Origin of the sequence: Amycolatopsis sp. DG1A-15b (assembly GCF_030285645.1) — a bacterium.
Lineage (GTDB): Bacteria > Actinomycetota > Actinomycetes > Mycobacteriales > Pseudonocardiaceae > Amycolatopsis.
The window spans coordinates 4,004,059-4,027,484 of sequence record NZ_CP127296.1 but is presented as its reverse complement, the minus strand read 5'-3'; the positions used below and the strand labels follow the sequence as shown (position 1 = coordinate 4,027,484).

25 protein-coding genes and 2 pseudogenes are annotated in these 23,426 nt (G+C 72.4%); 15 read left to right on the top strand and 12 right to left on the bottom strand.

Annotated features, from left to right (window positions below):
* Positions 1-214: 214 nt before the first annotated feature.
* Together QRY02_RS18335 and QRY02_RS18330 are read right to left on the bottom strand one after the other, a co-directional pair.
* Positions 215-2,350 (bottom strand): ArnT family glycosyltransferase, encoded by a 2,136-nt coding sequence (locus QRY02_RS18335; protein ID WP_285992749.1) that lies wholly within the window; start codon positions 2,348-2,350, stop codon positions 215-217.
* Positions 2,347-3,594, bottom strand: a complete 1,248-nt coding sequence (locus QRY02_RS18330; protein ID WP_285992748.1) for a bifunctional glycosyltransferase family 2/GtrA family protein — start codon at positions 3,592-3,594, stop codon at positions 2,347-2,349. The genes QRY02_RS18335 and QRY02_RS18330 overlap by 4 nt, the downstream gene beginning before the upstream one ends.
* A gap of 167 nt (positions 3,595-3,761) precedes the next feature.
* Between QRY02_RS18330 and QRY02_RS18325 the strand changes: the two genes are divergently transcribed.
* The 5 genes and pseudogenes from QRY02_RS18325 (at position 3,762) to QRY02_RS18305 (ending at position 7,198) form a co-directional block, all read left to right on the top strand.
* Complete coding sequence (locus tag QRY02_RS18325) at positions 3,762-4,439, top strand: response regulator transcription factor (RefSeq protein ID WP_285992747.1); 678 nt, start codon at positions 3,762-3,764, stop codon at positions 4,437-4,439.
* Entirely contained in the window at positions 4,436-5,800 is a 1,365-nt protein-coding gene (locus QRY02_RS18320) for a HAMP domain-containing sensor histidine kinase (RefSeq protein WP_285992746.1), read from the top strand. Before QRY02_RS18325 ends, QRY02_RS18320 begins: the two co-directional genes overlap by 4 nt.
* A 41-nt stretch (positions 5,801-5,841) precedes the next feature.
* Positions 5,842-6,384 (top strand): hypothetical protein, encoded by a 543-nt coding sequence (locus tag QRY02_RS18315; protein WP_285992745.1) that lies wholly within the window; start codon positions 5,842-5,844, stop codon positions 6,382-6,384.
* A gap of 125 nt (positions 6,385-6,509) precedes the next feature.
* A pseudogene (locus QRY02_RS18310) lies at positions 6,510-6,962 on the top strand (GH25 family lysozyme); the annotation flags it as partial.
* 107 nt (positions 6,963-7,069) lie between these two features.
* Positions 7,070-7,198 carry a hypothetical protein gene (locus QRY02_RS18305; RefSeq protein WP_285994125.1) on the top strand — a complete coding sequence of 43 codons (129 nt, stop codon included), beginning with the start codon at positions 7,070-7,072 and terminating at the stop codon, positions 7,196-7,198.
* Between the two features lie 284 nt (positions 7,199-7,482).
* On the opposite strand, the gene QRY02_RS18300 is transcribed toward QRY02_RS18305, so the two are convergent.
* Positions 7,483-7,935 (bottom strand): hypothetical protein, encoded by a 453-nt coding sequence (locus tag QRY02_RS18300; protein ID WP_285992744.1) that lies wholly within the window; start codon positions 7,933-7,935, stop codon positions 7,483-7,485.
* A gap of 158 nt (positions 7,936-8,093) precedes the next feature.
* Here QRY02_RS18300 and QRY02_RS48615 point away from each other — a divergent pair, with 158 nt between their 5' ends.
* The 4 genes from QRY02_RS48615 (at position 8,094) to QRY02_RS48600 (ending at position 10,867) form a co-directional block, all read left to right on the top strand.
* Positions 8,094-8,468, top strand: a complete 375-nt coding sequence (locus QRY02_RS48615; RefSeq protein ID WP_353069251.1) for an AfsR/SARP family transcriptional regulator — start codon at positions 8,094-8,096, stop codon at positions 8,466-8,468.
* The gene (locus tag QRY02_RS48610; RefSeq protein ID WP_353069249.1) at positions 8,387-8,815 is read left to right on the top strand and encodes an AfsR/SARP family transcriptional regulator; all 429 of its coding nucleotides are present in this window, start codon (positions 8,387-8,389) and stop codon (positions 8,813-8,815) included. Before QRY02_RS48615 ends, QRY02_RS48610 begins: the two co-directional genes overlap by 82 nt.
* 274 nt (positions 8,816-9,089) lie before the next feature.
* The gene (locus QRY02_RS48605) at positions 9,090-10,106 is read left to right on the top strand and encodes an NB-ARC domain-containing protein (protein ID WP_353069248.1); all 1,017 of its coding nucleotides are present in this window, start codon (positions 9,090-9,092) and stop codon (positions 10,104-10,106) included.
* Between the two features lie 296 nt (positions 10,107-10,402).
* On the top strand, positions 10,403-10,867 hold the full coding sequence (locus tag QRY02_RS48600; RefSeq protein ID WP_353069247.1) for a tetratricopeptide repeat protein: 465 nt from the start codon (positions 10,403-10,405) through the stop codon (positions 10,865-10,867).
* Between the two features lie 102 nt (positions 10,868-10,969).
* On the opposite strand, the gene QRY02_RS18290 is transcribed toward QRY02_RS48600, so the two are convergent.
* The gene (locus QRY02_RS18290) at positions 10,970-11,110 is read right to left on the bottom strand and encodes a hypothetical protein (protein WP_285992743.1); all 141 of its coding nucleotides are present in this window, start codon (positions 11,108-11,110) and stop codon (positions 10,970-10,972) included.
* A gap of 180 nt (positions 11,111-11,290) precedes the next feature.
* Between QRY02_RS18290 and QRY02_RS18285 the strand changes: the two genes are divergently transcribed.
* Both QRY02_RS18285 and QRY02_RS18280 read left to right on the top strand, forming a co-directional pair.
* Complete coding sequence (locus tag QRY02_RS18285) at positions 11,291-12,604, top strand: GH25 family lysozyme (protein ID WP_285992742.1); 1,314 nt, start codon at positions 11,291-11,293, stop codon at positions 12,602-12,604.
* A gap of 35 nt (positions 12,605-12,639) precedes the next feature.
* Positions 12,640-13,368, top strand: a complete 729-nt coding sequence (locus QRY02_RS18280) for a D-Ala-D-Ala carboxypeptidase family metallohydrolase (RefSeq protein WP_285992741.1) — start codon at positions 12,640-12,642, stop codon at positions 13,366-13,368.
* Positions 13,369-13,425: 57 nt separating this feature from the next.
* Here QRY02_RS18280 and QRY02_RS18275 read toward each other — a convergent pair whose 3' ends face one another.
* Together QRY02_RS18275 and QRY02_RS18270 are read right to left on the bottom strand one after the other, a co-directional pair.
* On the bottom strand, positions 13,426-14,382 hold the full coding sequence (locus QRY02_RS18275; RefSeq protein WP_285992740.1) for a helix-turn-helix domain-containing protein: 957 nt from the start codon (positions 14,380-14,382) through the stop codon (positions 13,426-13,428).
* Between the two features lie 266 nt (positions 14,383-14,648).
* Positions 14,649-15,212 carry a TetR/AcrR family transcriptional regulator gene (locus QRY02_RS18270; protein ID WP_285992739.1) on the bottom strand — a complete coding sequence of 188 codons (564 nt, stop codon included), beginning with the start codon at positions 15,210-15,212 and terminating at the stop codon, positions 14,649-14,651.
* A 58-nt stretch (positions 15,213-15,270) separates the two neighbouring features.
* Between QRY02_RS18270 and QRY02_RS18265 the strand changes: the two genes are divergently transcribed.
* A complete protein-coding gene (locus QRY02_RS18265; RefSeq protein WP_285992738.1) occupies positions 15,271-16,059 on the top strand; it encodes an oxidoreductase in 789 nt (262 codons plus the stop codon).
* Between the two features lie 45 nt (positions 16,060-16,104).
* On the opposite strand, the pseudogene QRY02_RS18260 reads toward QRY02_RS18265, so the two are convergent.
* Positions 16,105-16,209, bottom strand: a pseudogene (locus tag QRY02_RS18260) (IS5/IS1182 family transposase); the annotation flags it as partial.
* Positions 16,210-16,361: 152 nt separating this feature from the next.
* Between QRY02_RS18260 and QRY02_RS48870 the strand changes: the two are divergent.
* Positions 16,362-16,565, top strand: coding sequence for a hypothetical protein (locus QRY02_RS48870; protein ID WP_502874211.1), 204 nt, complete (start codon positions 16,362-16,364; stop codon positions 16,563-16,565).
* Between the two features lie 64 nt (positions 16,566-16,629).
* On the opposite strand, the gene QRY02_RS18250 is transcribed toward QRY02_RS48870, so the two are convergent.
* A complete protein-coding gene (locus tag QRY02_RS18250; protein ID WP_285992737.1) occupies positions 16,630-17,688 on the bottom strand; it encodes an NAD-dependent epimerase/dehydratase family protein in 1,059 nt (352 codons plus the stop codon).
* 180 nt (positions 17,689-17,868) lie between these two features.
* On the opposite strand from QRY02_RS18250, the gene QRY02_RS18245 reads away from it, so the two are divergent.
* Both QRY02_RS18245 and QRY02_RS18240 read left to right on the top strand, forming a co-directional pair.
* Positions 17,869-18,777, top strand: coding sequence for an NAD-dependent epimerase/dehydratase family protein (locus tag QRY02_RS18245; protein ID WP_285992736.1), 909 nt, complete (start codon positions 17,869-17,871; stop codon positions 18,775-18,777).
* A 56-nt stretch (positions 18,778-18,833) separates the two neighbouring features.
* Positions 18,834-19,559 carry a class I SAM-dependent methyltransferase gene (locus QRY02_RS18240; RefSeq protein WP_285992735.1) on the top strand — a complete coding sequence of 242 codons (726 nt, stop codon included), beginning with the start codon at positions 18,834-18,836 and terminating at the stop codon, positions 19,557-19,559.
* 60 nt (positions 19,560-19,619) lie between these two features.
* On the opposite strand, the gene QRY02_RS18235 is transcribed toward QRY02_RS18240, so the two are convergent.
* Genes QRY02_RS18235 through QRY02_RS18220 form a run of 4 tightly spaced genes read right to left on the bottom strand, consistent with a single transcriptional unit; the run spans position 19,620 to position 23,306 of the window.
* Positions 19,620-20,573: a Gfo/Idh/MocA family protein gene (locus QRY02_RS18235; protein WP_285992734.1), complete on the bottom strand. Its 954-nt coding sequence runs from the start codon at positions 20,571-20,573 to the stop codon at positions 19,620-19,622.
* Entirely contained in the window at positions 20,567-21,778 is a 1,212-nt protein-coding gene (locus QRY02_RS18230; protein ID WP_285992733.1) for a cytochrome P450, read from the bottom strand. Before QRY02_RS18230 ends, QRY02_RS18235 begins: the two co-directional genes overlap by 7 nt.
* Before the next feature lie 8 nt (positions 21,779-21,786).
* Entirely contained in the window at positions 21,787-22,443 is a 657-nt protein-coding gene (locus QRY02_RS18225) for an SDR family NAD(P)-dependent oxidoreductase (protein WP_285992732.1), read from the bottom strand.
* Entirely contained in the window at positions 22,440-23,306 is an 867-nt protein-coding gene (locus QRY02_RS18220; protein ID WP_285992731.1) for an LLM class flavin-dependent oxidoreductase, read from the bottom strand. The genes QRY02_RS18225 and QRY02_RS18220 overlap by 4 nt, the downstream gene beginning before the upstream one ends.
* Between the last annotated feature and the right edge of the window lie 120 nt (positions 23,307-23,426).

Sequence of the window (23,426 nt, the reverse complement as noted above, 5' to 3'; positions counted from 1 at the left end):
TCCGGCCCCCCGGCTCTGCCGAGATGTCATTGCCGGACAACGGGAACCGGACCCACGCGTGCGGAAACGAAATCGACGGCCGCCGTGCCGTGCTGCTGCAACAGCCGATGCCCGGCCGGCTGTGCGAGCCCTCGTGGAGCGCGGCAGGCATGCAGGCGGGGCCGGTCGTCCGGGAAGAGGACGCCGGCCCCGCCTCGCTGTCCGGTGGGCCGGGTCAGGCGTGGCACTCGTGGAGGGTCTGCGCCGGGCCCATCGGCCCGGCCTGCTCGCTCTGCTGTGCGGCCTGCCCTCCGTAGGCCGCCGGGTCGACGGCGGTGCAGTGCTGCTCGATCCACTGCTGCCGCTGCCGCCCGGCGCCGTTCATGCCCGGCAGGCCGCCGCCGGAGCCGCCGAGGACGAACTTCAGCTTGCCTTCGGCCGTCCACTGGCGGAGCTGGCCGACCGAGGGCGAGTCGTCGCTGCCCGAGAAGCCACCCATGCCGATGACCGTCTCGTCGGAGCCGATGATGAAGCCCGCGGCCACGGTGGCCGAGCCGTCGACGGCCAGGGTGATCTCCGCGCCGCCGCTGTGCTGCTTGGCGTAGTCCAGGATGCGGTGCTGCTCGTCGGTGAGCTTGCCGTCCATGGCGCCCATCACGGCGCCGAACCCGCCGGTGCCGCCCGGCACGTCCGGGCGGCCGCCACCGGGGAAGCCCGCACCCGGTGGCGTACCCGTGCCACCGGGGAAACCGCCGGGCAGGGCACCGGTACCCGGGAAGCCGCCGGGGCCACCCGTGCCGCCCGGTCGCATGCCGCCGAAGCCACCCGCCGGACCCGCGGCCGGCATCACGCCGAGGGCCTCGCCGGTCGCGGCGGTCGCCGTCGACCACACCGCCGGGACCAGCAGCAGGGTCGCCAGCCCGAGCACGAGCGAGACCCGCGAGAGCACCGCGCGGCAGGCTTCGGCGAGCCGTGCGGCGAGCAGCGCGACCACGGTCACCACACCCGCCACCAGCACCGCCCAGCGCGTCCAGCCGTGCCACGACGGATCGCGGCCGGCCAGCACGAAGGCCCAGCCCGCGGTGAGCGCCACCGCGGCGGGAAGCAGCAGCCGGCTGAGCGCCCCGTCGCCGCGGTAGGCGCGCCAGAACCGCGCCAGCCCCGCCGCGGAAATCGCCGCGATCGCCGGAGCGAGCATCGTCGTGTAGTACGGGTGCCAGATGCCCTGCGCGTAGCTGAACACCAGAGCGGTCACCAGCAGCCAGCCACCCCACGCGAGCCAGCCGGCCCGCAGAGCCGGGTCGCCGGGCTGCTTCGCCGCCATTCGTGAGACACCTTGAACGGCGACGACCACCAGGACGAACAACGCCAGCGGCAGCAGCCACGAGATCTGCCCGCCGACCGACGTGCTGAACATCCGGCCGAGACCGGTTTCGCCGCCGAACATACCGCCGGCGCCGCCCATCCCGGACGGCAGAGTCATCCCCTCGGGCAGGTCCGGGCGCGGTCCGCTGCCACCGGGGTTGCCTGCGTTGCCGAAGATCCGGCCGAAGCCGTTGTAGCCGAAGATCAGGTTCCACGCCGTCCCGTCGGTGCTGCCGCCCATGTACGGCTTGGCCCCGGGCCACCAGTCGTGCAGCGCCGCCCACCAGAACGACGACGCGAACAGGACGACGCCGGCCCCGAGCAGGTCGAGGATCCGCCGCTTGACCGGCGCGATCGCCGCGGCCAGGTACGCGAGCGCGAACCCGGGGACGACGATCCACGCCTGCATCATCTTGGTGACGAACCCGCAGCCGACGAAGAAGGCGCACCACAGCAGCCACTTCGTCCGTGCGCGGCTCGCGTCCGCCTGGATCGAGCGCGTGAAGGCGTAGGCGGCCGCGACGAGCAGCAGCACGAGGAGCGTGTCCGGGTTGTTGTCCCGGTTGATCGCGACGGTGATCGGGGTCAGCGTGAGGATCAGCGCGGCCAGCAGGCCGACGTTCTCGCTCGCCCAGAGCCGCACCGTGCGGTGCAGCAGGAACACCGCCGCGACGCCCTCGAGCACCTGGGGCAGCAGCAGCGCCCAGCCGTGGAAACCGAACACCAGCACCGAAAGCGCCTGCGGCCACAGCGACATCGGCGGCTTGTCCACAGTGAACACGCCATACGGGTCGAACGAGCCGAACAGGAAGTTCGTGAAGCCGTCCGTCATGGACTTGACGGCGGCCGAGTAGTACGTGTTGCCCAGCTGGCCCGCGCCGATCCGCCACGCGTAGAGCACACCCGCGGCGACGCAGATCCCGGCGAGCGCCCAGGCCCGCCACCGCGGCCGTGGCGCGGTGGCGAGGTGGCCCGCCGGGCCCGCTCGGTCGGCGGCGACTGTCATTCTTCGTCCTTTCGGTTGTCCTTGCGGAAGACCCAGCGGCGCAAGAGCACGAACCGGCCCGCGGTGCCCAGCACCGAGGCCGCGAACAACACCGTCAGCTCCAGCGCGCGTCCGGGTTCCGGGTCGATTCCGTGCAGCGCGAGCAGTGCAGTCGAGGTGAACGCGTAGTACAGCCCGAGCACCACGAACCCCTGCACGTGCGCCTTGCGTCGGAGAACGGCCGCACCGGCGAAGGTGAAGCGGCGGTTGGCTTCGGTGTTGAACAGCGTGGTGAGCACCAGCGCGGCCAGGTTCGCCACCAGCACCGGCCACCACAGCCGGAAGAGCCCGTACAGCACGAGGTACGCGACGGTGGAGAGCACCCCGATCACCGCGAAGGACAGGACTTCCCAGAGCCGGCTGCCGTCCGGCTCGCCCAGCACCGCGTCGGGGTGGGCCGCGCGCGGGGACGGCCGGCGGGGCAGGTCCGGCACCCGTGCGGTGCCGGCCGCTTTCGCGCGGGCGACGCGGACCAGCCCGCGGATGTCGTCGAGCGCGGTCTTGGCGACGTCGACGCGGCTGTCGGTGTCCTCGACCCAGTCCACCGGCACCTCGTGCACGCGCAACCCGTTGTGCTCGGCCAGGAGCAGCAGCTCGGTGTCGAAGAACCACGCCTCGTCCTCCACGTGGTCCAGCAGCGGCCGGATCACGCCGGTGCGCGCGGCCTTGAACCCGCACTGCGCGTCGGAGAAGCGGACGCCGTGGCTCAGCCGGATCAGCCCGTTGTAGCAGCGGGAGACGAACTCCCGTTTCGGCCCGCGCACCGTGCGCGCGCCGGGGGCCAGCCGAGAGCCGATGGCCAGGTCGGAGTGCCCGTTGACCAGGGGAGCCACCAGCGGCAGCAGAGCGTCGAGCCCGGTGGAGAGGTCGACGTCCATGTACACGACGACGTCGGCGGTGCTGGCCCGCCAGGTCTCGCGCAGGGCCAGGCCGCGGCCCTTGCGGTCGAGGTGGCACACGCGGACCGAGCCGTGCTCTCGGGCGAGCGCCTCGGCGACCCCCAGCGTCCCGTCCGTGCTGGCGTTGTCGGCGATCACGATGGTCCAGCCGAACGGGAACTGGTCGCGGAGGAACTCCCGCAGCACGTCCACGCAGCCGGGCAAGGCGCGTTCCTCGTTGTACACCGGGACGACGATGTCCACCGTGGCCGTCGCAGCACGGTGTTCGGGGGAGGTCCGTTGACCCCCGGTCGCGCCGACCGACATGCTTCCTCCGTTCTCGCTGGTTCGCGGCCGAACACGACGCTGTGTGACCGGTTACGTTGCTCATACGGTGGGCTACCGATCGTGAGAAGCGCCTGGAATTCGCCTGAGAAGATCGTGAGAAGTGGATCTACAGCTCGTGCACAGCTCGGCCGCGTAGCCTCTGCCGGGTGCGACTGCTGGTGGTGGACGATGATCCCGACGTGCGGGAAAGCCTTCAGCGCAGCCTGGAGTTCGAGGGCTACGACGTCGGCACGGCGCCCTGCGGGACGACGGCACTCGAAGCCGTCGCCGGTGAGCGGAAGCCCGACCTGGTGATCCTCGACGTGATGATGCCCGGGGTCGACGGCCTGGAGACGTGCCGGCGCATCCGCGCGGCGGGCGAGCGGCTGCCGGTGCTGATGCTCACCGCGCGCGACGCGCTCGGCGACCGGGTCACCGGCCTCGACTCCGGGGCCGACGACTACCTCGTCAAGCCGTTCGCCCTGGAGGAGTTGCTCGCCCGCGTCCGGGCGCTGCTGAAGCAGAACCGCGGCCGCCGGTCCGTGCCCGAGGTCCGCCGGTTCGCGGATCTGGCACTCGACCCGCACAGCCGCGAGGTCACCCGCGGCGGGCAGCGGATGGAGCTGACGCCGACCGAGTTCGACCTCCTGACGGCCTTCCTGGACGCCCCGGGCAAGGTGCTGACCAAGCACCAGCTGCGCCAGGCGGTGTGGGGGAGGGAACCGAGCCGCACCAACAACCTCGACGTCTACGTCGGGTACCTGCGGCGCAAGACCGAGGCGGGCGGGGCGAGCCGGCTGTTGCACACCGTCCGCGGTGTCGGGTTCGTGCTGCGGGCGCCGTGAAGCGCCGCGGAGAGCGCCGGATGCTGCTGCGCAACCGTGTCGCGCTGATCACAGCGGCGATCGTCGCGCTCGTGATCACGTCGATCAGCGCGGTGACGTACGTGACCACACAGCACAACCTGCGCGCGCAGCTGGACGAGACGCTGCTCGGCGGCTGGCCGCCGCCCGGCGCGCAGGACACCGCCCTGCCGAAGCCGGACTGGGCCGATCTTTGCCGTGCGGTGAACCGCGGCCGTCCGCTGCAGCGGTTCCTGGAGGGGGTCCAGCTGCTCAAGGCGGACGGGACGACGTGCTCGCCCGCCGGTGTGGATTCGGTCGTCCTCGCGCCGTCGGACCGGGCGACGCAGGCGGTGACGCTGCGGGACGGCTCCACGCAGTCCGGCACGCCGGTGCGGGTGTTGCTCGGCCCGGTCGGCGACGGGAACGTCCTGGCGATCTCGCGCAGCCTGGCCGAGGTCGAGAGCACGTTGACCGGCCTCCGCAACGTCCTGGTCGTGGTGTCCGTGCTGGGGGCGGCGCTGGCGGCCGCGGCCGGGCTCCTGCTGACCCGCCGGACGCTCGAGCCGATGGCGCGGCTGACCGGCGCCGCCGAGGAGATCGCCCGGACCCAGGACCTCGACCTCCCGGTCGCCGTGTCCGGCCGCGACGAGGTCGGCCGGATGGGCCGCGCGTTCGCCGCGATGACCGGCGCGCTCGCCGAGTCCCGCCGTCGCCAGCGCGCGCTGGTGGCGGACGCGGCCCACGAGCTGCGGACCCCGTTGACCAGCTTGCGCACCAACATCGACCTGCTGGCCCGCAGCGAGCACACCGGCCGTCCGCTGGCGGCCGCGCAGCGCACCCGGACCCTGGACCGGCTGCAGGTGCAGGCGGAGGAGCTCGGCGACCTCGTCACCGAACTCGTCGTGCTCGCCCGCGACGAGCACGAACTGGAGCACGCCGACGTCGCCATGGCCCCCGTCGTCCGGCAGGCGGTCCGGCGGGCTTCGAGCCGCGCCCGGGATCATGCGTTCGAAGTCGAAAACGCTGAGTGGTCCGTCCACGGGGACGCGGGGGCGCTGGAGCGGATGGTCCTCAACCTGCTCGACAACGCGATCAAGTTCTCACCCCCGGGATCCGCCGTCACGGTCCGCTCGGCGCCGGGCCGGATCTCGGTCACCGACGACGGCCCCGGCGTCGCTCCGGAGGACCGCGGACCCGCGTTCGAACGGTTCTGGCGGGCCCCGGCGGCCCGTGCGCTGCCGGGATCGGGCCTGGGCCTGGCGATCGTCGCGGACACCGCGACCGCCCACGGCGGACGCGCGCGGTTCGAGGACCCGCCGGAGGGGCGGGGTGCGCTGGTGGTCGTCGAGCTGCCGGCCTGACCGGTCACGCTCCGCCGGCGCGATCCAGGGGGCAGGATGTCATGGCGCGGCGGCTGAGCACGAGGTCGGTATCGAGCCTGCCGGCGGTTCGTCTTTTCCAGGCGGCAGAAAGAAACCACATGTCACAGCAAAGCCGCCGAGCGCGGAGAGTCAAGCTCGGTTCTTCATGGAACCTCTTGCTGGATGCGTGTGGGCTCGTGTTCGCAGGCATCGGAGTCGTCATCATTTTCTTCGGCTTCGACGCGGCGTCGAAAATCATCGGTATCGCCATCGTCGCGCTCGGCGCTTACTCGCTGCTTCTCGGCGTGCGCAGAGGAGTCGTGATCGATCAATCCGGAATCGTCGTGCGCTCGGGCGTGCGTTCGTCGGAGCCGATTCCGTGGCCCAGCGTCGGCACTATCGAGGTGGAAGAGACCCGTCTCCCGATCGTCCGTCTCTGTGTGCCGAACGTGGTCGTCCTGGGCTCTGCCGCAGGGGAGCCGGTGCCGCTGCGCCCGCTGGCTTACTACCGTCTCGCCGGCAGCCGCAGGTCCAGGCAGGTCGATCGGCTCAACTCTCTCGTTTCCGAGCATCGGCGGGATTGAGGTCTCGGCGACCGAGTGGGAGCCAGAGGTATTCGGCGAGTCGGATGTGCCGTGGCGGTGCGAAGGACAGGCAGTTGTCCAAGAACGGTTGACTGGCAGAGGGGCTGTTCGTGAAACTCCGCTCGATGCGCGCAGTGGCTGGCACGGGTGTGGCAGCGGTGATTTGCCCCGGGACGATGGTGATCGGACCTTGTCAGGCTTCAGACGCCGGCACGTTGCCGGCCACCGGGTTCGGCCGGCTTCATCCCGAGGCGGACTTCCTGGAGTCGTCCGTTCCGGCTGCCGAGAGGACCGGTCCGCGGGCCGCGTCGGTAAGTGCCGCACCTCCGGGCGGTTTGCCGGGGCTTGATGTCAGCCACTACCAGAAGAACGTGGACTGGCCCGGGGTGGCGGCGAAGGGCGCCAAGTTCGCGTACATGAAGGCGACCGAGAGCACCACTTACCTCGACCCGACTTTCGCGGCGAACTACGCGGGGTCGGCGAACGCGGTGCTCGTGCGCGGGGCGTATCACTTCGGATTGCCGGACAGGGATTCCGGCGTCGCCCAGGCCGACTTCTTCGCGGCGAACGGTGGTGGCTGGACCGACGACGGGAAGACGCTGCCGCCGGTGCTCGACATCGAGTACAACCCGTATTCGACCGCGGACTGGGCGGGGTGGTGCTACAACCGGACACCGGCCGAGGGATGCCGGCCGGATGGAGTGCCTACACGTTCTACCAGTGGGCCAAGTCCGGCACCTTCCCCGGCGGCCAGGACGTCTTCGCCGGCACGGCAGCCGAACTCGCCGCGTTCGCTGCCCGGCCTACCACCTGACAGCAGTATCGCGACGACATACTCCGCAGACGTCTTCGGGGTGCCTGGCGGTCTCGTGCGAAGAGCGTGTCTTACCTGGTGATCGATGCTTCGTGAGCGGCTGTGCGTGGCGGGATCTGTCTCCAAAGGCGTCGAGACCAGCAAGAAACTCGGCAAGCACCGCTGGGTCATCGAACGCACCGGTTTCCGGAATCGAAATGCAAGAGGGAGACTCGCCCTGAAGGGAACCGCCGACGCCGTGAACCGGGGGCGCCGGGATCGCTGATCCCGGCGCCCCCGGGGCGTCAGCTGGTCACCACGCAGCTGACCCGGTTCTGCCAGTTGATGCTGCCGAGCCGGAGGTCGGCGCTCTGGTCGACCCAGGTGCTGCGCGTGCCGGTGCTCGGGCAGTCCCGCGCGTCGTAGAGCCGGACGTCGCAGGAGTGGTAGGTGTGCACCGAACCCGCCCGGTTGTCCCAGCCCCAGCCGTCGAGGTTGTACAGGCCCTCGGTGTCGGTGGTGGACGCCGTGCAGGAGCCGTAGCGGTAGAACGTGATGCAGCTTCCGGAGTAGCCGGTGTTGTCGTACAGGGTGAACGCGGAGACCGTGCCGGAGGCGTTGCCGACAGCCGTGCACGCCAGTGGTGCGGCCGAGGCCGCCTGGCTCCCGAGCGGTCCCACGACCAGCGCTCCCGCGGCGACGGCGGCCACGCCGAGCACCCGGGCCACTGCCCGCGTTCCCTCTTGCTTCGTCTGCATCGTCTGATCCCCTCGTCTCTGGTTCCCGCGCCGGCGGTCCCGGCGCAGCGCTGAAGCGATCGTGCGGGGCCGATAGTGTGATTTGCTTGCGGAGTTCCTGCATTTCGCAGGTAGAGCGGCTATGACTGGTTCGTCAGATCCGATCCGGGGAGGGTTCGGTGCTCGTTGTCCGTGTGCTCGGCGAGGTCGCCGTCGAGGTCGACGGCAGGCCGGTCGACCTCGGGACCACCCGGCAGCGCTGTCTGCTCGCGGCCTTGGCCGTCGACGCCGACCGGGTCGTTCCGGTCGACCGCTTGCTCGAGCGGATGTGGGGCACCGAACCACCGCGCCGGGGCCGGGCGACGCTCTACAGCTACGTCTCCCGGCTGAGACAGGCGCTCGCCGGAGTGGACGGCCTGGACATCGTGCGCCGATCCGGCGGCTACGTGCTGACGACCGGGACACCGGGCCGGTGCTGGACCTTCCGCTGTTCCGGACGTTGTGCGCCCGAGCCCGCGCCGAACCGGATCCGGCGGCGGCGGCGGGGTTGCTGAGCAGGGCGCTGGACCTGTGGCGCGGGGAGGCGCTCACCGGCCTCGGCGGCGAATGGGCCGAAGCGGAACGCCGGAAGCTGGGCGAGGAACGGCTCGCCGCGCGACGCGCGCTCGTCGACGCCCGGCTGCGGGCGGGCGAGGGCGAGGCACTGGTCGCCGAGCTCGCCACGCAGGTCGTCGACCAGCCGCTCGACGAGCACGTCGCGGGTCGGTACATGCGCGCCCTGTACCAGGCCGGGCGGGTCGCCGACGCGCTGGAGCACTACCGCCGGATCCGGACGTGCCTGGTGGAAGAGCTGGGCACGGACCCGGGACCGCGCTCCAGGACCTGCAGCGGACATTGCTGAGCACCACGCGCACGGCCGGGGGCGCGCCGGCGGTGTGCCACCAGCTCCCGAGAGCCCCCCGGCAGTTCGTCGGCCGCGACGAGGACCTGGCCCGCTTGGACGCCGCGCTGGCCCCCGGCGAGCCCGGCGGCACGGTGGTCATCTCGGCGATCGCCGGCGCCGGCGGCATCGGCAAGACGTGGCTGGCCCTGCACTGGGCGCACCACCACGCCGACCGGTTCCCCGACGGCCAGCTGTACGTGGACCTGCGCGGCTTCGGCCCGACCGGGCGCCGATGGCGCCGGCCACCGCGATCCGCGGGTTCCTCGACGCGCTCGGGGTCGAACCCCGGCAGGTGCCGATCGACCCGCACGCCGGCGCGGCTCTGTTCCGGAACCTCGTCACCGGCCGGCGGATGCTGCTCGTGCTGGACAACGCCGCGGACACCACCCAGGTCGCCTCGCTGCTGCCGGGCGGGGAAACCTGCACCGTCCTGGTGACCAGCCGCACCCAGCTCACCGGGCTGGTGACCGGGCACGCGGCCCATCCCCTCCGCCTCGACGTCCTGCCCGAGCACGAAGCCCGCCTCCTGCTCACCAGCCGGCTCGGTGCCGCCCGCACGACGGCCGAGGGGGAAGCGGTGGACCGGCTGATCGCCTTCTGCGGTGGGTTCCCGCTGGCGCTGAGCATCGTCGCCGCGCGCGCCCAGCTGCGGCCGGACCTCCGGCTGGGAGTGCTGGCCGACGAACTGCGGGACGCCGGGCTCCAGGCCCTCGCCGACGACGACCCCACCGCCAGCCTTCCCACCGTGCTGTCGTGGTCCCTCGACGCGCTGGAGCCGGAGCAGACGACCGCGTTCGCCCTGCTCGGGGTCGCGCCCGGGCCCGACCACGGCCCCGAGGCGGTCGCCGCCCTGATCGACCGGCCCGCCGCGGACACCCGGCGGATCCTGCGCGGACTGGAACAGGCGTCACTGCTCACCCGGACCGGCCGCGGCCGTTACCGGCTCCACGACCTGATCCGCCGGCACGCCACCGACACGGTCGCCGGGCTGCCCGCGCACCTCCGCACCGCGGCGCAGCACCGGGTCGTCGACTTCTACCTGCACACCGCGCTCCGGGCCGACCGGCTCCTGAACCCGCAGCGGGAACCGAGACACGCGGTACCACCCGCGCCCCGGCACGCCGTCCCCGACCTGTCCGACGACTCGGCCGCGCTGAGCTGGTTCGACACCGAGCACGGCTGCCTGCTGGCGGCCCTGGACACCGCGTCGGAGAACGGGCGCCACCGGACGACGTGGGACCTGGCCTAGGCGCTCGAGACGTTCCACCGCCAGCAGGGACACCTGCACGACCGGCTCGCCACCTGGCAGGCCGCGATGACGGCGGCCGGGCACCTCGCAGACCCGGCGACCCGGATCCTCACCCACCGCCTGCTCGGCCGCGCGCACGCCGACCTGGGGGCCCACACGGAGGCGAACGTCCACCTGCAGGAAGCTCTGACCCTGGCCGAGCGGCACGACGACCTGACCAACCAGGCCCACACCCACCGGACCTCGCCGCCGCCTGGGGTGCCCGGGGAGACCACCGCAAGGCCCGTGAGCACGCCGTGCAGGCGCTGCGCATCAGCCGGGACGTCGGCAACGCCGACTGGGAAGCCGGTGCGCTCAACGCGATCGGCTGGTACGCGGCCCAGCTCGGTGCCTACGACGAGGCCCAGGAAAGCTGCGAAGCCGCGCTGGACCTGTTCCGCCGCCAAGGCAACGCCGAGGACCAGGCGACCACCTCGGACAGTCTCGGCTACATCGCGCACCACGTCGGGCAGCACGCCGAGGCGGTCGCCCGCTACCGCGAGGCCCTCGTCCAGCTCCGCGAAATCGGGTCCTCCACGGAGGAAGCCGGCACCCTCGACCGGCTCGGCGCCGCGTACGCGGCGCTCGGACAGCACGGCGAAGCGCGCGAGACGTGGAGAGACGCCCTCACGCTCTGCCGGCAGCAAGGCCGCGACGACGACGCCCGGCGCGTGCAGCGGCAACTCGACGCGCTCGAGCGGGCCACGGCACCGGTGCGTTGACGCGAGGTGGTGGCCGTGAGGCTTGCCGGTGGAAGGGAGTCATGGCGTGGACGCCTGAGGTGTTCGCGCGGTCGTCGGAGCCCGAAGAAGCGCAGCGGCTGGTCACCGCGCGGTCGAGCGGGCGGAGGCCGCGGGAAGGAGGTCGGCGATGTTCTGCTCGGTGTGCGTCCGGATGCGGGGGCCGTGCCGGCGTTCGACCGCGGCGAGGTCGCCGACGGCGACCAGGGCCGGCCCCAGCGGCACGGTGTCGGTCGCGGGCTTCGTCCAGCTTGGCGGCCACGGCCGGGCCGATCGAGCTCAGCGTCCCTGCTGTGTCCCAGCGGGGTGGCGTTCCCGCTGGTCCGGTGGGGTGGGACCGTCCCGGCGTCCCGGGTCGGCCGCTGAAGGGCGATCGGCAGCGCGGCCGGTGCCAGCCTTCTCGCCATGCAAAGACTCGCTGTGGCCGTCGCGGTGCTGCTGGTGTTCCCCGCCGCAGCCGCGGTTGCGGCCGAACCCGTTGCGGTGTGCGGGCACACCAGTACCCAGCCCACCCTGAAACAAGATGCGACCGGCGCCGCGGTCGCCGAGGCGCAGTGCCAGCTGAACCTGGCGACCAAGGCGAGCCGGTACACGCCGATCGGCGCGGACGGCTCCTTCGGCCCGGCGACCGACGCCCGCGTGCGCGTGTTCCAGAAGTGCGCCGCCTTGAGCGTGGACGGCCAGATCGGGCCGAACACGTGGGCCGCCTTGAACTCGTGGTCCACGCGGCCGCGCAAGTGCGCCACCCAGGGCACGGCGGGCACCGCGCAGAGCGTGGTGTGCGGCCATTCCACCGCCCGCCCGACCCTGCAGAGCGGATCCACCGGCGCCGACGTCAAGGAACTCCAGTGCCGGCTGAACCTCGCCATGGAGCCCGGCCACTACCCGCCGCTGACGGTGGACGGCAACTTCGGTGACGGCACCCGCAACCGGGTGATCCAGTTCCAGCACTGCGTCAACGCCAGTGCCGACGGCGTCGCCGGGCCCACCACGTGGGCGAAGGTCGCCGACTGGTCCAGCCGCAACACCTACTGCACGCCGCCGAAGCCCGCCGGGCACCCGATCGACGGCGTCGACACGGCGAAGTACCAGCACCCGGGTGGCGCGCCGATCAACTGGGGCGCGGTGAAGGCGTCCGGCGTCGAGTTCGCGACGGTCAAGGCGACCCGCGGCCTGAACGTCACCGACGACTACCTCGCCACCGACCTGCCCGCGGCGCGCAACGCCGGCCTGGCCGTGGGGCCCTACCACTTCTACACGGGCACGGCGGCCGGCACCGGCGGCGCGCAGGCGGACCGGTTCATCGCCGCGGTGAAGGCCACCGGGTACACCGGCAAGCGCGCCGGCGACCTGCCGCCCGTGTTCGACCTGGAGTGGAAGGACGACGGCTCCGGCGGTTGCCCGCCGTACGTCACCGTCGCCGACGCCAAGGCCTGGCTGGACAGGGTGCAGGCGGCGTTCGGCCGGACCCCGATCATCTACACCCAGAAGTCGTTCCTGGACGCCTGCCTCGGCGGCACCACGGCGCTTTCGGCCTACCCCATGCAGCTCGCCGACTACCGGCAGTCCGTCACCCAGCCGGCGCTGCCCACCGGGTCGAAGACCTGGCTGATGTGGCAGTACACCGACGCCGCCATCCCCGACGGCATCCCCGCGCCGGCGACCGGCGACGTCTTCAACGGCACCCAGGCCGATCTCGACCAGCTCGCCAACCGCTGAATCCCCGTTAGGAAAGGACGAGAATGAGTCTCCCCATGAGCCGCCGCACGATGCTGCGCGGCGCGGTGGTGGTCGGCGCGGCCGCCGCGGTCAGCCCGCTGCTGCTGCCGGGCACCGCCCAGGCCTACCCGTGGTCCCGCACCCTCACGCAGGGCAGCACGGGCGCCGACGTCACCGAACTCCAGATCCGCGTCGCGGGCTGGGCGGCCGACTCGCCCAGCCACAGCCGGGTCTCGATCGACGGCGAATTCGGTCCCGGCACCGCGGCGGCGGTCCGCAGGTTCCAGGCGGCCTACGGCCTGGGCGCGGACGGTCAGGCCGGCCCGGCCACCCAGGCCGCGCTCAACGCGCTGGAGCAGAGCGACGGGTCCACCGTCCACTTCAACTTCAGCGAGTTCACCGACCGCGACAGCGGCACCTTCAACGGCGGCAAGGTCAGCGCGGCCGCCGCCAAGGAGAACGCCCGGCGCTGCATGTACAAGCTGGAGGCGCTGCGCAAGAAACTCGGGAACAAGCCGATCACGGTGAACTCCGGGTTCCGCAGCATCGCGCACAACGCGGAGATCGGCGGCGCGAGCGACAGCATGCACCTGTACGGCACCGCGGCCGACCTGAACGTGCCGGGCGTGGCCAACAAGACCGTCTACCAAAAGGCCGAGACGTGCGGGTTCTCCGGCCTGGAGACCTACAACACCGACCACCAGCACGTGGACAGCCGGGCCGACCTCGGCCGGTCGTGGTGGTGGGAGAACGGCACGGTCTGACCGGCCGGCCGGGGCGGGCGCCGGGAACCGCGCGGGGTTTCCGGCGCCGGCCCGTCCTCAGTGCGCCTGCGGGCTCGTCAGAGCCGCCGAGCAGGCCGGCCAGTCGTGGAAGTCGTGGCGCACGCTCCACAGGCGGTGCGCCGCATCGATGTTCCAGACGGGGTCGAACGCCTGCCGCGGCGAGCCACCCAGCTCCAGCAGGCGGGCGTCGGAGATCTGGAAGACGCCCCAGTTGCGGCTGCCGTTCGTGTTCGGCAGCACCCAGAGCGGATCGAGGAACGAGGCACAGCGCGCGATCGCGACCGCGGTGTCCGGCGCTTCGGTGAACACGGCCCGGACCCGCTGCTCGACCACGGCCGCCGACCAGGTCGCCATGCTGGTCCGGCGGTCGTACAGCGCGGTCTTGGTGGCCTCGTCGACCACACCGCGCGCGGGCAGGCCCGCCAGCACCTGGAACGCGGTGACCCGGCGCAGCGTCTCCGGCCCGAACGAGCCGTCGACCGAGAGCCGCCCGTGGGCCGCGACCAGCAGATTCTGCACCTCGGTGACGCACTCGTCGTGCTGGCCCATGCTGACCGGCGGCTGGCACCCCGAGGAGAACAGCATCCGGTCGGCGTACCGGCCGGTGGCCGGTGGGGACGCGTCGGCGGTGAGCCAGACCAGACCGCCCGCCAGCAGCACCACGACCGCGATGGCCGTCGCGGCGTAGGCGCGCCGCCGGCGTGGCGTCGCGGCGTCCTCACTGGTCTCGGTCTGCTCCGCTTCATCGACGCGGTCGGCGTCGGCCAGGGCCCACAGCTGGTGCAGTTCCCGGAGTTCCGCCGGGGAGGCGCCACAGACCTTGCCGAAGGAGTGGACGACGCGGTAGTCGGCGGGGACGCTCTTGCCGGAGCAGTAGCGGTGCAGGCTGGAGCCACTGGCCCCGGCCTGCTTGCCGAGCCGTTCATAGCCCTGCTCGCTGCGGTCTTTCAGCATGCGCAGGTAGGCGGCGAACTTGTCCCTGTGCAGTGTCACTGTGACTCGAACACCTCGCTCGGGCAGCGGATGACGGACGGAAGTTAACACCGTCGTGCCACACTCCGGGCAGAAACTGACGGATTACGCCACCCGGCGGAGCGCGGCCCGGGCCGGATGGCGGGAAGCCGACGGTTCGGTGTGCCCGCGCCGACTCGACGTCAGGGGTGCGGCCCTCGATCCCGGCGTCTCACCATCGCGATCTGATTCACCGAGGTAGGTGACCCGCTCGGCGAGCAGGTGGCCGGGGTTCGCCGTCCGGGACGCTACTTCCGGTTCAGCAGTTCACGGGCCAGCGCGAGCCCCGCGGTAGCCCGTTCCTCCGCTGTTCCGCCGAGCTGCGCGCCGCGCGATTCGGCCATCACCAGGGTGCTGAGGGCGAGCCGGGCGCGCATGCGGCCGTCGATGTCGGTGCCCGGGCCGAGTGATCGCGTGAGAGCGTCGAGGTGGTGGAGCAGCTCCGCCGCCGCCGGGAGGCCGGCGAGCGCGTGCTCGTTCACCCGGGCGCACACGAGCAACGCGCCGTGCTCGCCGCGGATGAGCGCGGCGAACCGGTCCAATGCCTCGCTGCGCCGGCGCCAAGGGGCCGGCGACGGCTGCAGGGACTCCGTGAGCTCGGCCAGCTCGGGCAGGAGCCGGCCGTACGAGCTCGTCAGCACGTCTTCCTTGCTGCGGAAGTGGTGGTAGACGGCCGGACGGGTGATGGCGAGCCGGTCCGCGACCTCGGCCAGCGTGGTCCGCTCGTACCCCTGCGTGGTGAACATCTCCAGGGCGGTGGCGCGGATGCGGTCGCGGGTGTCGGTACGCCGGCCGTCGGCGCGTTCGCTCATGCCGCCAGCATCTCACCCGGGAAACTGACTTACACGTAAGTCAGGTATCTTCGGTGGCATGGAACCCGATCAAGACGTCGTCCCCGAAGGACTGTCCGGCCGCCGGGTGCTCGTGACCGGCGGCAGCCGAGGACTGGGCGCGGCGATCGTCCGGCGCTTCGCGGCCGCCGGCGCCACCGTCCTGGCCTCCGCCCGCACACCGCCGGAGCCGGGTGAACTGCCCGCGACGTTCTTCGCGGCCGATCTCGCCACCGCCGAGGGGGCCGCGGACCTGGCCCGCCGGGTGCTCGACACCGCGGGCGGCGTCGACGTCCTGGTCGACAACGCCGGCAGCGCCTCACCCCCGGCGGACACCCTCGTCCGCAGCGACGAGAGCTGGGAGGCCGATCTGGCGCTCAACCTGCTGGGTACGGTCCGGCTCGACCGGCACCTCGTGCCCGGGATGGTCGAACGCGGGCACGGCGTGGTCGTGCACGTCTCGTCGATCGCGAGCCGGTTGCCGCAGCCGGGCCAGGTCGCCTACGCGGCGGCGAAAGCCGCGCTCAACACCTACAGCCGGGCCTTGGCCGCCGAACTCGGCCCGAGCGGCGTGCGGGTGGTGAACGTGCTGCCCGGCTTCATCCCCACGCCGGGGGCGATCGCCCACCACCGCAAGATCGCCGAGAGCCGCGGCGTCAGCCTCGAACAGGCCCAGCGGGACCTGGCCACCAGCCTCAACGTCCCGATGGCCCGGCCCGGCTCCCCGGAAGACGCGGCCGAACTCGTCGTGTTCCTCGCTTCGGACCGCGCCCGCTGGCTGACCGGCGCGCAGTACCGGGTGGACGGCGGCATCCTGCCTGTCGTCTGAGCGCCCTCCCACCGATCCGGGGACTGGAGTGCTAAGACCGCATCTCAGCCGGGCGGACACCTCCGCCTCGACCCACTCGGTGAACCGGCGATGCGCGGTCGCAGCACTGACCCCGAACGAGGCCGGTAGCGCCGACCAGGCACAACCGGCGACGCCGACCTCCGCCCTGGTGGCGTTGCGGCGCATCGGGAAACAGTCGTCACGAGCGTCGGTGGACGCGATGCAGGTCAGGGCGGTAAAAGGGGGATCTGACCGGCCCCGGCCCGGTTGACCGGGGCAAGCCGGGCTCGAAGATTCACGCGATGAGCGAGCGTGGTGGCATCCCGTTGTCGGTGGTCATCTCCGCGGCCAACCGCAACGACCACCTGACGTTCGAGGCGGTGGTCGATGCGGTCGCGCCGGTCGCCGGGCCGGTCGGACGGCCGCGGCGCCGGCCGCACAAGCTGCACGCGGCGAGCGCAAGGCTGCCCACTTCCTGGGCTTCGCCCAGCTGGTCTGCGCAATGATCAGCTACCGCCGGGCGATCAAGCCGGATCTTCCAGCCCACCGCAACCCCGAATGAGATGTGGTCTAAACCGGAACGGGGGCGCGCATCGGGGCCCTGGCGAATTCCGCCATGCCTTCGTCGAACCCGGTCGAGGGGAGCCAGCCCAGCTCCGCCTTGATCCGCTTCGGTGAGGCCACGATGTGGCGCACGTCGCCGATGCGGTACTCGCCGGTGATCACCGGCGGTGGTGTTCCGGCCGCCGCGGCCAGGGCGGCCGCCACCTCCGCGATGCTGCGGGGGTCGCCGGTTGCCACGTTGAAGGCGCGGAATCCCGTGTTCGCCGCCGTCAGGGCCGCCACGTTGGCCGTCGCGATGTCGCGGACGTGGATGAAGTCGCGGCACGGCTTGCCGTCCTCGAAGACGCGGGCCGCCGTGCCGCGGTCCACGGCCGTGCGGAAGACGGCCGTCACGCCGGAATACGGGCTTCCGGGGGGCATCTCGGGCCCGTAGACGTTGTGGTACCGCAAGGCGACCGCTTGGCCGCCGGTCTCGCGGGCCCACGCGCCGGCCAGGTGTTCCTGGGCCAGCTTGGTGACCGCGTAGACGTTGCGGGGTGGATCGAGCGGATCGTCCTCTTCGACCGGACTGTCCACGACGGTCAGGCCGCATTCCGGGCAGGTCACCTCGAACCGGCCCGCGTCGAGGGCTTCCTTCGGACGGCGGCCGGGCCGGACCCGGCCGTGCACCGGGCAGTCGTAGCGGCTGTCGCCGTAGATCACCACCGAGCTCCCGAGCACCAGCTTGCCGAGGCCCAGTTCGGTCATGGCGGTGACGAGCCGCGCGGTGGCGAGGTCGTTGCACGTCACGTACCGCGCCGCGTCGCGGATTTCCTTGCCCCGGCCGACCATCGCGGCCTGGTGGCACACCGCGTCGACCCCGCGCAGCGCCGAGACCACTGTGGACTCGTCGCGCAGGTCGCCGTGCCGGAACTCGACGCCGTCGGGGAACTTCGGCGGCGACCCGGCCGGGTGCACGTGGGGGAGCAGCGCGTCCAGAACCCGGACTTCGTGCCCGCCGGCCACCAGTGCTTCGACGACGTTCCGGCCGATGAACCCGGCGCCGCCCGTCACCAGAACTCGCATTCCGCCTCCTGCGTCTCGTGGCTTCCCACGGTCTTCGGCGGTGCTCGGCCCGGACTCGAATGCGGCTGGACCCGCGCGCCATACGGTCGTGGCCGTCCGGTCGCGGAGGCGCGGATGTGGGGAGAGGCTGTGGTGCTCATGTCTGGTCGGGTGGTCGCGGACGGCGCTACCGACACGGCGGTGGTGATCGGAAGTGCGGGGTTCATCGGACGCCGGCTTTCGGCGACGCTCGACCACGCGCGGGTGCGGACGGCGTGCTTCACCCGGCAGTCGAGGTTCCTGTGCGACGGCGAGCTGGCCGCCTCGATCGCCGGCGCCGGGACCGTGTTCTACCTCGCGTCCAGCATCAACCCGGCGCTCGGGGAAACCCACCCGGAGCTGGCCAGGGCCGACCACGTGCTGTTCAGCACCCTGCTCGACCGGCTGCGCCGCCGGGACAACCCGCCGACGGTGGTGCTGACGAGCTCCGGTGGCACCGTGTACGACCCCGCGTTCGCCCCGCCGTACGCGGAAACCTCGCCGCTGAAGCCCTCGGGCGCCTACGGCCGGGCGAAGATCGCCCTCGAAGAGGAACTGCTGAGCCACGCGGGTGAGCTGCCGGCGGTGATCCTCCGGATGTCCAATGTGTACGGCCCGGGCCAGCCGACCGGGCGCGGCCAGGGCGTGCTCGCCCACTGGCTGTCCGCCGCGCTGGATTCCCGGCCGCTGCGGCTGATCGGCGACGTGACCGCGACCCGCGACTACGTCTACGTCGACGACGTCGTCGACGTGATGCGGCGGCTGCGGGGCGCAGGGCCCGCGGAACCCCTGATCCTCAACATCGGCTCCGGCGTGCGCACCTCGCTGTCGGGCCTGCTGGACGTGGTGCGCTCGGTCGTGGCGCTCGACCTGCGGGTGGAGTTCCAGCCGAGCCGGCTCTTCGACCGGCAGGACGTCTGGCTCGACGTCGGCGAGGCCGAGCGGGTGCTGGGCTGGCGGCCCGAGACGTCGCTGAAGGAAGGCGTGGCGGCGACCTGGCGGTCGTGGCTCGCCGGCGCGGCCGTCACCGCCGGGGTCAACGAGCTCCAAACGATTTTCGAGACGATCTGACCAAGCTGTTCCGGAGTAACCCCGACTGCAGAGCGAGGGACCGAATGTTAGCTGAAATGCTCGCCCGTTCCGGCAAGGTGCTGCTCGACAACGTGCCACCGGACGGCCGGAAGTACTGGGCGGCGCGGTTCTGGGACCGGGCGGCGGCGGAGCAGCACCCGCTGCTGCGCGAGCACTTCCTCAGCCAGAAGGACACCATCGGCAAGTACCTCGAGAAGTACGGCGCCGACACCGGGCGGGTGCTCGAATTCGCCTGCGGCACCGGTGAGTTCACCGGTCTCGCGGCGACCCGCACCGCGGCGAAGAGCATCACCGCGCTCGACATCTCCCAGCAGGGCCTCGACATCGTGCGCGGCCGCGTGCACCACGAGGACCTCGAGCTCGTGCTGGGCGACTTCTGGGCCGAGCACGACCTCGGCACCGCGGATCTGGTGATGTGCGTCGACGCGATCCACCACCTCGGCGACGTCCGCGCAGTGCTGGAGCGGCTCAAGACGTTCATGGCGCCGGGCGGGATCTTCGTCGGGAACCTCTGGACGGGCGACAACTTCCACGACTTCGAGCGCAAGCGCTACGGCACGCTCAACCACCTCCGGCGCACGGCGGCGTTCTTCAGCACGGCGGTGGTCATCCGCGCATCGGGCGGCCGGATGAAGACCGGCGCGTACCGGACGCAATTGCTGACCAGCTCGGAAGGCACCGCCATCCTGAACGAGGTGTTCACCGAGGTGCTGGAGCTGGACGTGCACCCGCACTTCATGTCGTTCGTGGCCACTGCCTGACGCCGGGGTCGTGGGTGGCGGGCGTCCGCTCGCCACCCACGACACGGTGCACGAGCGGGTTCACGACGCCCGCGCGACGACCTGTTCGAGCAGCCGGGCCTGGGTGAGCAGCGTTTCGTACTCGAGGGCGCGTCCGGCCGGGTCGCCGATCAGGCTCGCGAAGTGCAGCAGGACGTTGCGGAACTGGTCGTCCGCCGGGAGAGTCCGCTCTTCCCGCACGTCCTGGGACTCCAGGCGCAGCACCGGGCGCGTCGTGGCCGGCGGGGTGAACGCCCAGTCCAACGTCAGCCGGCCTTCGCTGCCCCACACCGACATCGTGCTCCGGTAGGTGTGCACGAACCCGAACGAGCACTGGGCCGCCACCTTCCCGTCGCTCAGCAGCGCGCTGCCGGACACGTCCACCTCGCCGGAGCGCACGAGCACCGCGCCGGCCACCTCGGGGGTGCGGAGGTAGGGCCAGGACGCCCGGATCGGGTAGCACCCGGTCTCGCGCAGCGAGCCGCCGCCGAGGACGGAGGAGTACTTGATCCCGGACGGTGCCGTCGGCGGGATGCCGAAGTCCGCGGTGATCAGGCGGGGCTCACCGACCACGCCCTTGGTCACCAGCTCCGCCACCTCGGCGTGCTGGGAGTGGTGGGGGAACGCGAAGTTCTCCATCACCACCAGCCCACGCGCGGTCGCGAGCTCGACCAGCCGCGCGGCCGCGGCCGTCCCGATCGTCGCCGTCTTCTCCACCAGCACGTGCTTGCCCGCTTCGAGGGCCGCCTCCGCCCATTCCTGGTGCAGCGCGATCGGCAGCGGGATGTACACCGCGTCGACGTCCGGCCGCTCCAGCAGCGCCGCATAGCCGGTCACGGCCTCGCCGCCGAACCGGGCGGTGAAGGCCGCCGCCTTCGCCGCCGACCGGCTCGCCACCGCGGTGACCCGCAGGCCCGCGGCGGCCATCGCCGGCGCCGTCTTGCGCGCGGCGATGTCGGCGCAGCCCAGGATGCCGAACCTCGGCGCGGTCACCATCGGATCGGCAGCTCGGCCGGGCGGGGGAACGCGGTCGCGAGGTGCCACGACAGCTCGTCCACCGGGACGCCCAGCGCGAGCGGGATCCGCCGGGCCACCAGGGTTTCCAGCAGCACCCGCAGTTCCAGCCGGGCGAGGGCGGCACCGAGGCAGAAGTGGATGCCCGCGCCGAAGGCCAGGTGCGGGTTGTCGGTGCGGTCCAGCCGGAGCCCGTCCGCCGCCGCGAACACGGATTCGTCGCGGTTCGCGGAGTTGATCAGCGGGATCACCGGCTCGCCCGCCCGGATGGTCACCCCGCCGAGCTCGACGTCTTCGAGCGCGATCCGCATCGAGCCGAACCCGCCGGCGACCTGGCTGTAGCGCAATGCCTCTTCGACGGCGGTGCCGATCAGTCCCGGATCGTCCACGATGGACTGGTACCGCGCCGGATCTTCCAGCAGGTGCACGAGAAGGTGCGACACCGCGCTGACCGTCGTGTGGTAGCCGGCGATCAGGATCGTCATCGCGAGCGTGCGCAGTTCCCCGTCGTCGAGCGAGTCGCCGTCCTCCTGGGCCTGCAGCAGCCGGGTCAGCAGGTCCTCGCCCGGCCGGGCGCGCTTGCGCTCGATCAGCCCGGTGAGGTAGCCCATGAGCGCGCCGGCGGCCTCGCGCGCCGCGTCGGCGTCCGCGCCCGGCCCGCCGACGGTGAGCACCTTGTCGCCCCACTGCCGGAACTGCGCCTGTTCGGCGGGTTCGACGCCGAGCAGTTCGCAGATCACCGTGATCGGCAGCGGCAGGGCCAGCGCGGTCACCGCGTCGGCGGTGGTCTGCGCACCGCTTGTCATCGCGTCGACCAGACCCGCCGTGATCTCCTCGATCCGCGGCCGCAGCGTGTCGACCCGCCGCTGGGTGAACTCGCGCGAGGCCAGTTTGCGCAACCGGGTGTGGTCCGGCGGGTCCAGGTTCACCAGCGACCGCGAGCCGCGGTGCACCGGGATCAGCCTCGGCGCGTCCGGCCTGGTCATCGCTTCCTTGCTGAACCGCAGGTCGGTGAGGACGGTCCTGACCTCGGCGTGGCGCAGGACGAGCCAGCCTTCGTGGCCGCCGGGCAGCTGGACCCGGGTCACCGCCGCCCGCCCGCGCAGTTTCGAGTACTCGTCGAGCGCTTCCCCGGGGGTGCGCACGCGGAAGGGGAACGCGGGCAGTGCCGTCACGGCTTCGGTCATCGGGATCCTCACCAATCGATCGGTTCGCGGGAACGGAAGAAGGTGCCGGTCGGCCCGTCGTCGGGCAGCGTGGCGGCCCAGGCGATGTCAGCGGCCGCGGTCGCGGGGTCCCCGTCGGCCTCGGGCATCATGCGGGTGCGCACCCGGCCGGGGTTGACCGCGTTGACCAGGACCCCGCGGCCGCGCGCGGAGTTCGCGAGCAGCACGGTCACGGCGTTCAGCGCGGTCTTGGACAGGGCGTAGGCCGGTGCGCCGGTGAACAGGCCGTGGCTGAACGCCCCGGTGCCGCTCGACACCATGACGATCCGGCCCCAGCCGCGGTCGAACATGCCCGGCAGCACGGCCTGGGACACGCGCAGCGCGCCGAGTGCGTTGACCGCCAGGGTTTCGGCGACGAGCTCGGGCGGGACGGACTCGGGCGGCGCACCGGCGTCGAGGAGCACCCCGGCGTTGTTCACCAGGATGTCGACCGGACCGGCCTGCTCGAGCGCGGCGGCCACCGAGCCGGCGTCGGTGACGTCGAGCCGCACCGCCCGGCCGGTTCCCGCGGCCTCGGCGTCGGCGAGGCGCCGTGCCGACGCGACGACCTCGAAGCCGACGGCGGCGAGGTGACGGCAGACGGCGAGCCCGATGCCGCGCCCCGCCCCGGTGACCAGCGCCCTCACGACAGCCCCTCATCGAGCAGGCCCGCACCGGACAGGGCCTCGGTGAGCAGGTCGAGCTGGCGGAGTTCGGCCGAACACGGGAACAGCACGAGCTCCTGGCAGCCGGCGTCGGCGTACTCGGCCGCGGCCCGGGCGAGCGCCTCCCGCGTGAGCAGCGTTTCGCCGATGACCCGCTCGGCGTAGCGGCCCATTCCGCGGTAGCAGCCGCCGAGGTAGGCGCGGGCCAGCGTGCTCCCGTCCGGTCCGAGCGCGAAATAGGCCAGCGCGACCAGCCGGGGTTCGTCGGTGCGGCCGGCCTCGGCCCAGGCCTTGCGCAGCCGGGTGAGCCGGTCGGCGTACGGCTCGGCCGAGCCGCTCCCGGAGATCCACCCGTCCGCGCTCGCGGCGGCCCGCCGCATCGCCGCTTCGGAGTGCCCGCCGAGCAGCACCGGCGGGGGCGTCGCGGGGGTGGGGCCGATCTCGCCGTCGCGCCAGGTCCGGCGCAAGGTGGTGATCAGCTCGTCCAGGTTCCGGCCGCGCCGGGTGAACGACGTGCCGGTGACGTCGAAGTCGTCGCGCCGCCCGCCCGCGGCGAGCCCGAGCTCCAGCCGCCCGCCGGACAGCTCGTGCAGGGTCGCCGCCTGCTTGGCCAGCACGGCCGGGTTGCGGGTCGCGCCGAGCAGCACCGTGGTGGACAGCCGGATCCGGCGCGTCGCTCCGGCCGCGACCGCCAGCGTGGTGAGCGGCTCGTGGTTCGGGTAGACGATCCGGTCGAGCACCCCGAGCGTCGAGAAGCCCCTCGCCTCGGCCGTCACGGCCCAGCCGAGCAGGTCCGCGCCGCGGGTGCCGGGAACCATCGCGGGCAGGCCGACCCCGATCCGCATGCCGGTCTCCAGTCTTCCGGTGGCAGCTTCGCCTCGCATGGTCGGCGCGCGGACTCGAACCTCGTTGGGACCCGGCTGGGACTTCCGGCCGCGCCGTCGAGCCGGGTCCCAACGCGCTTC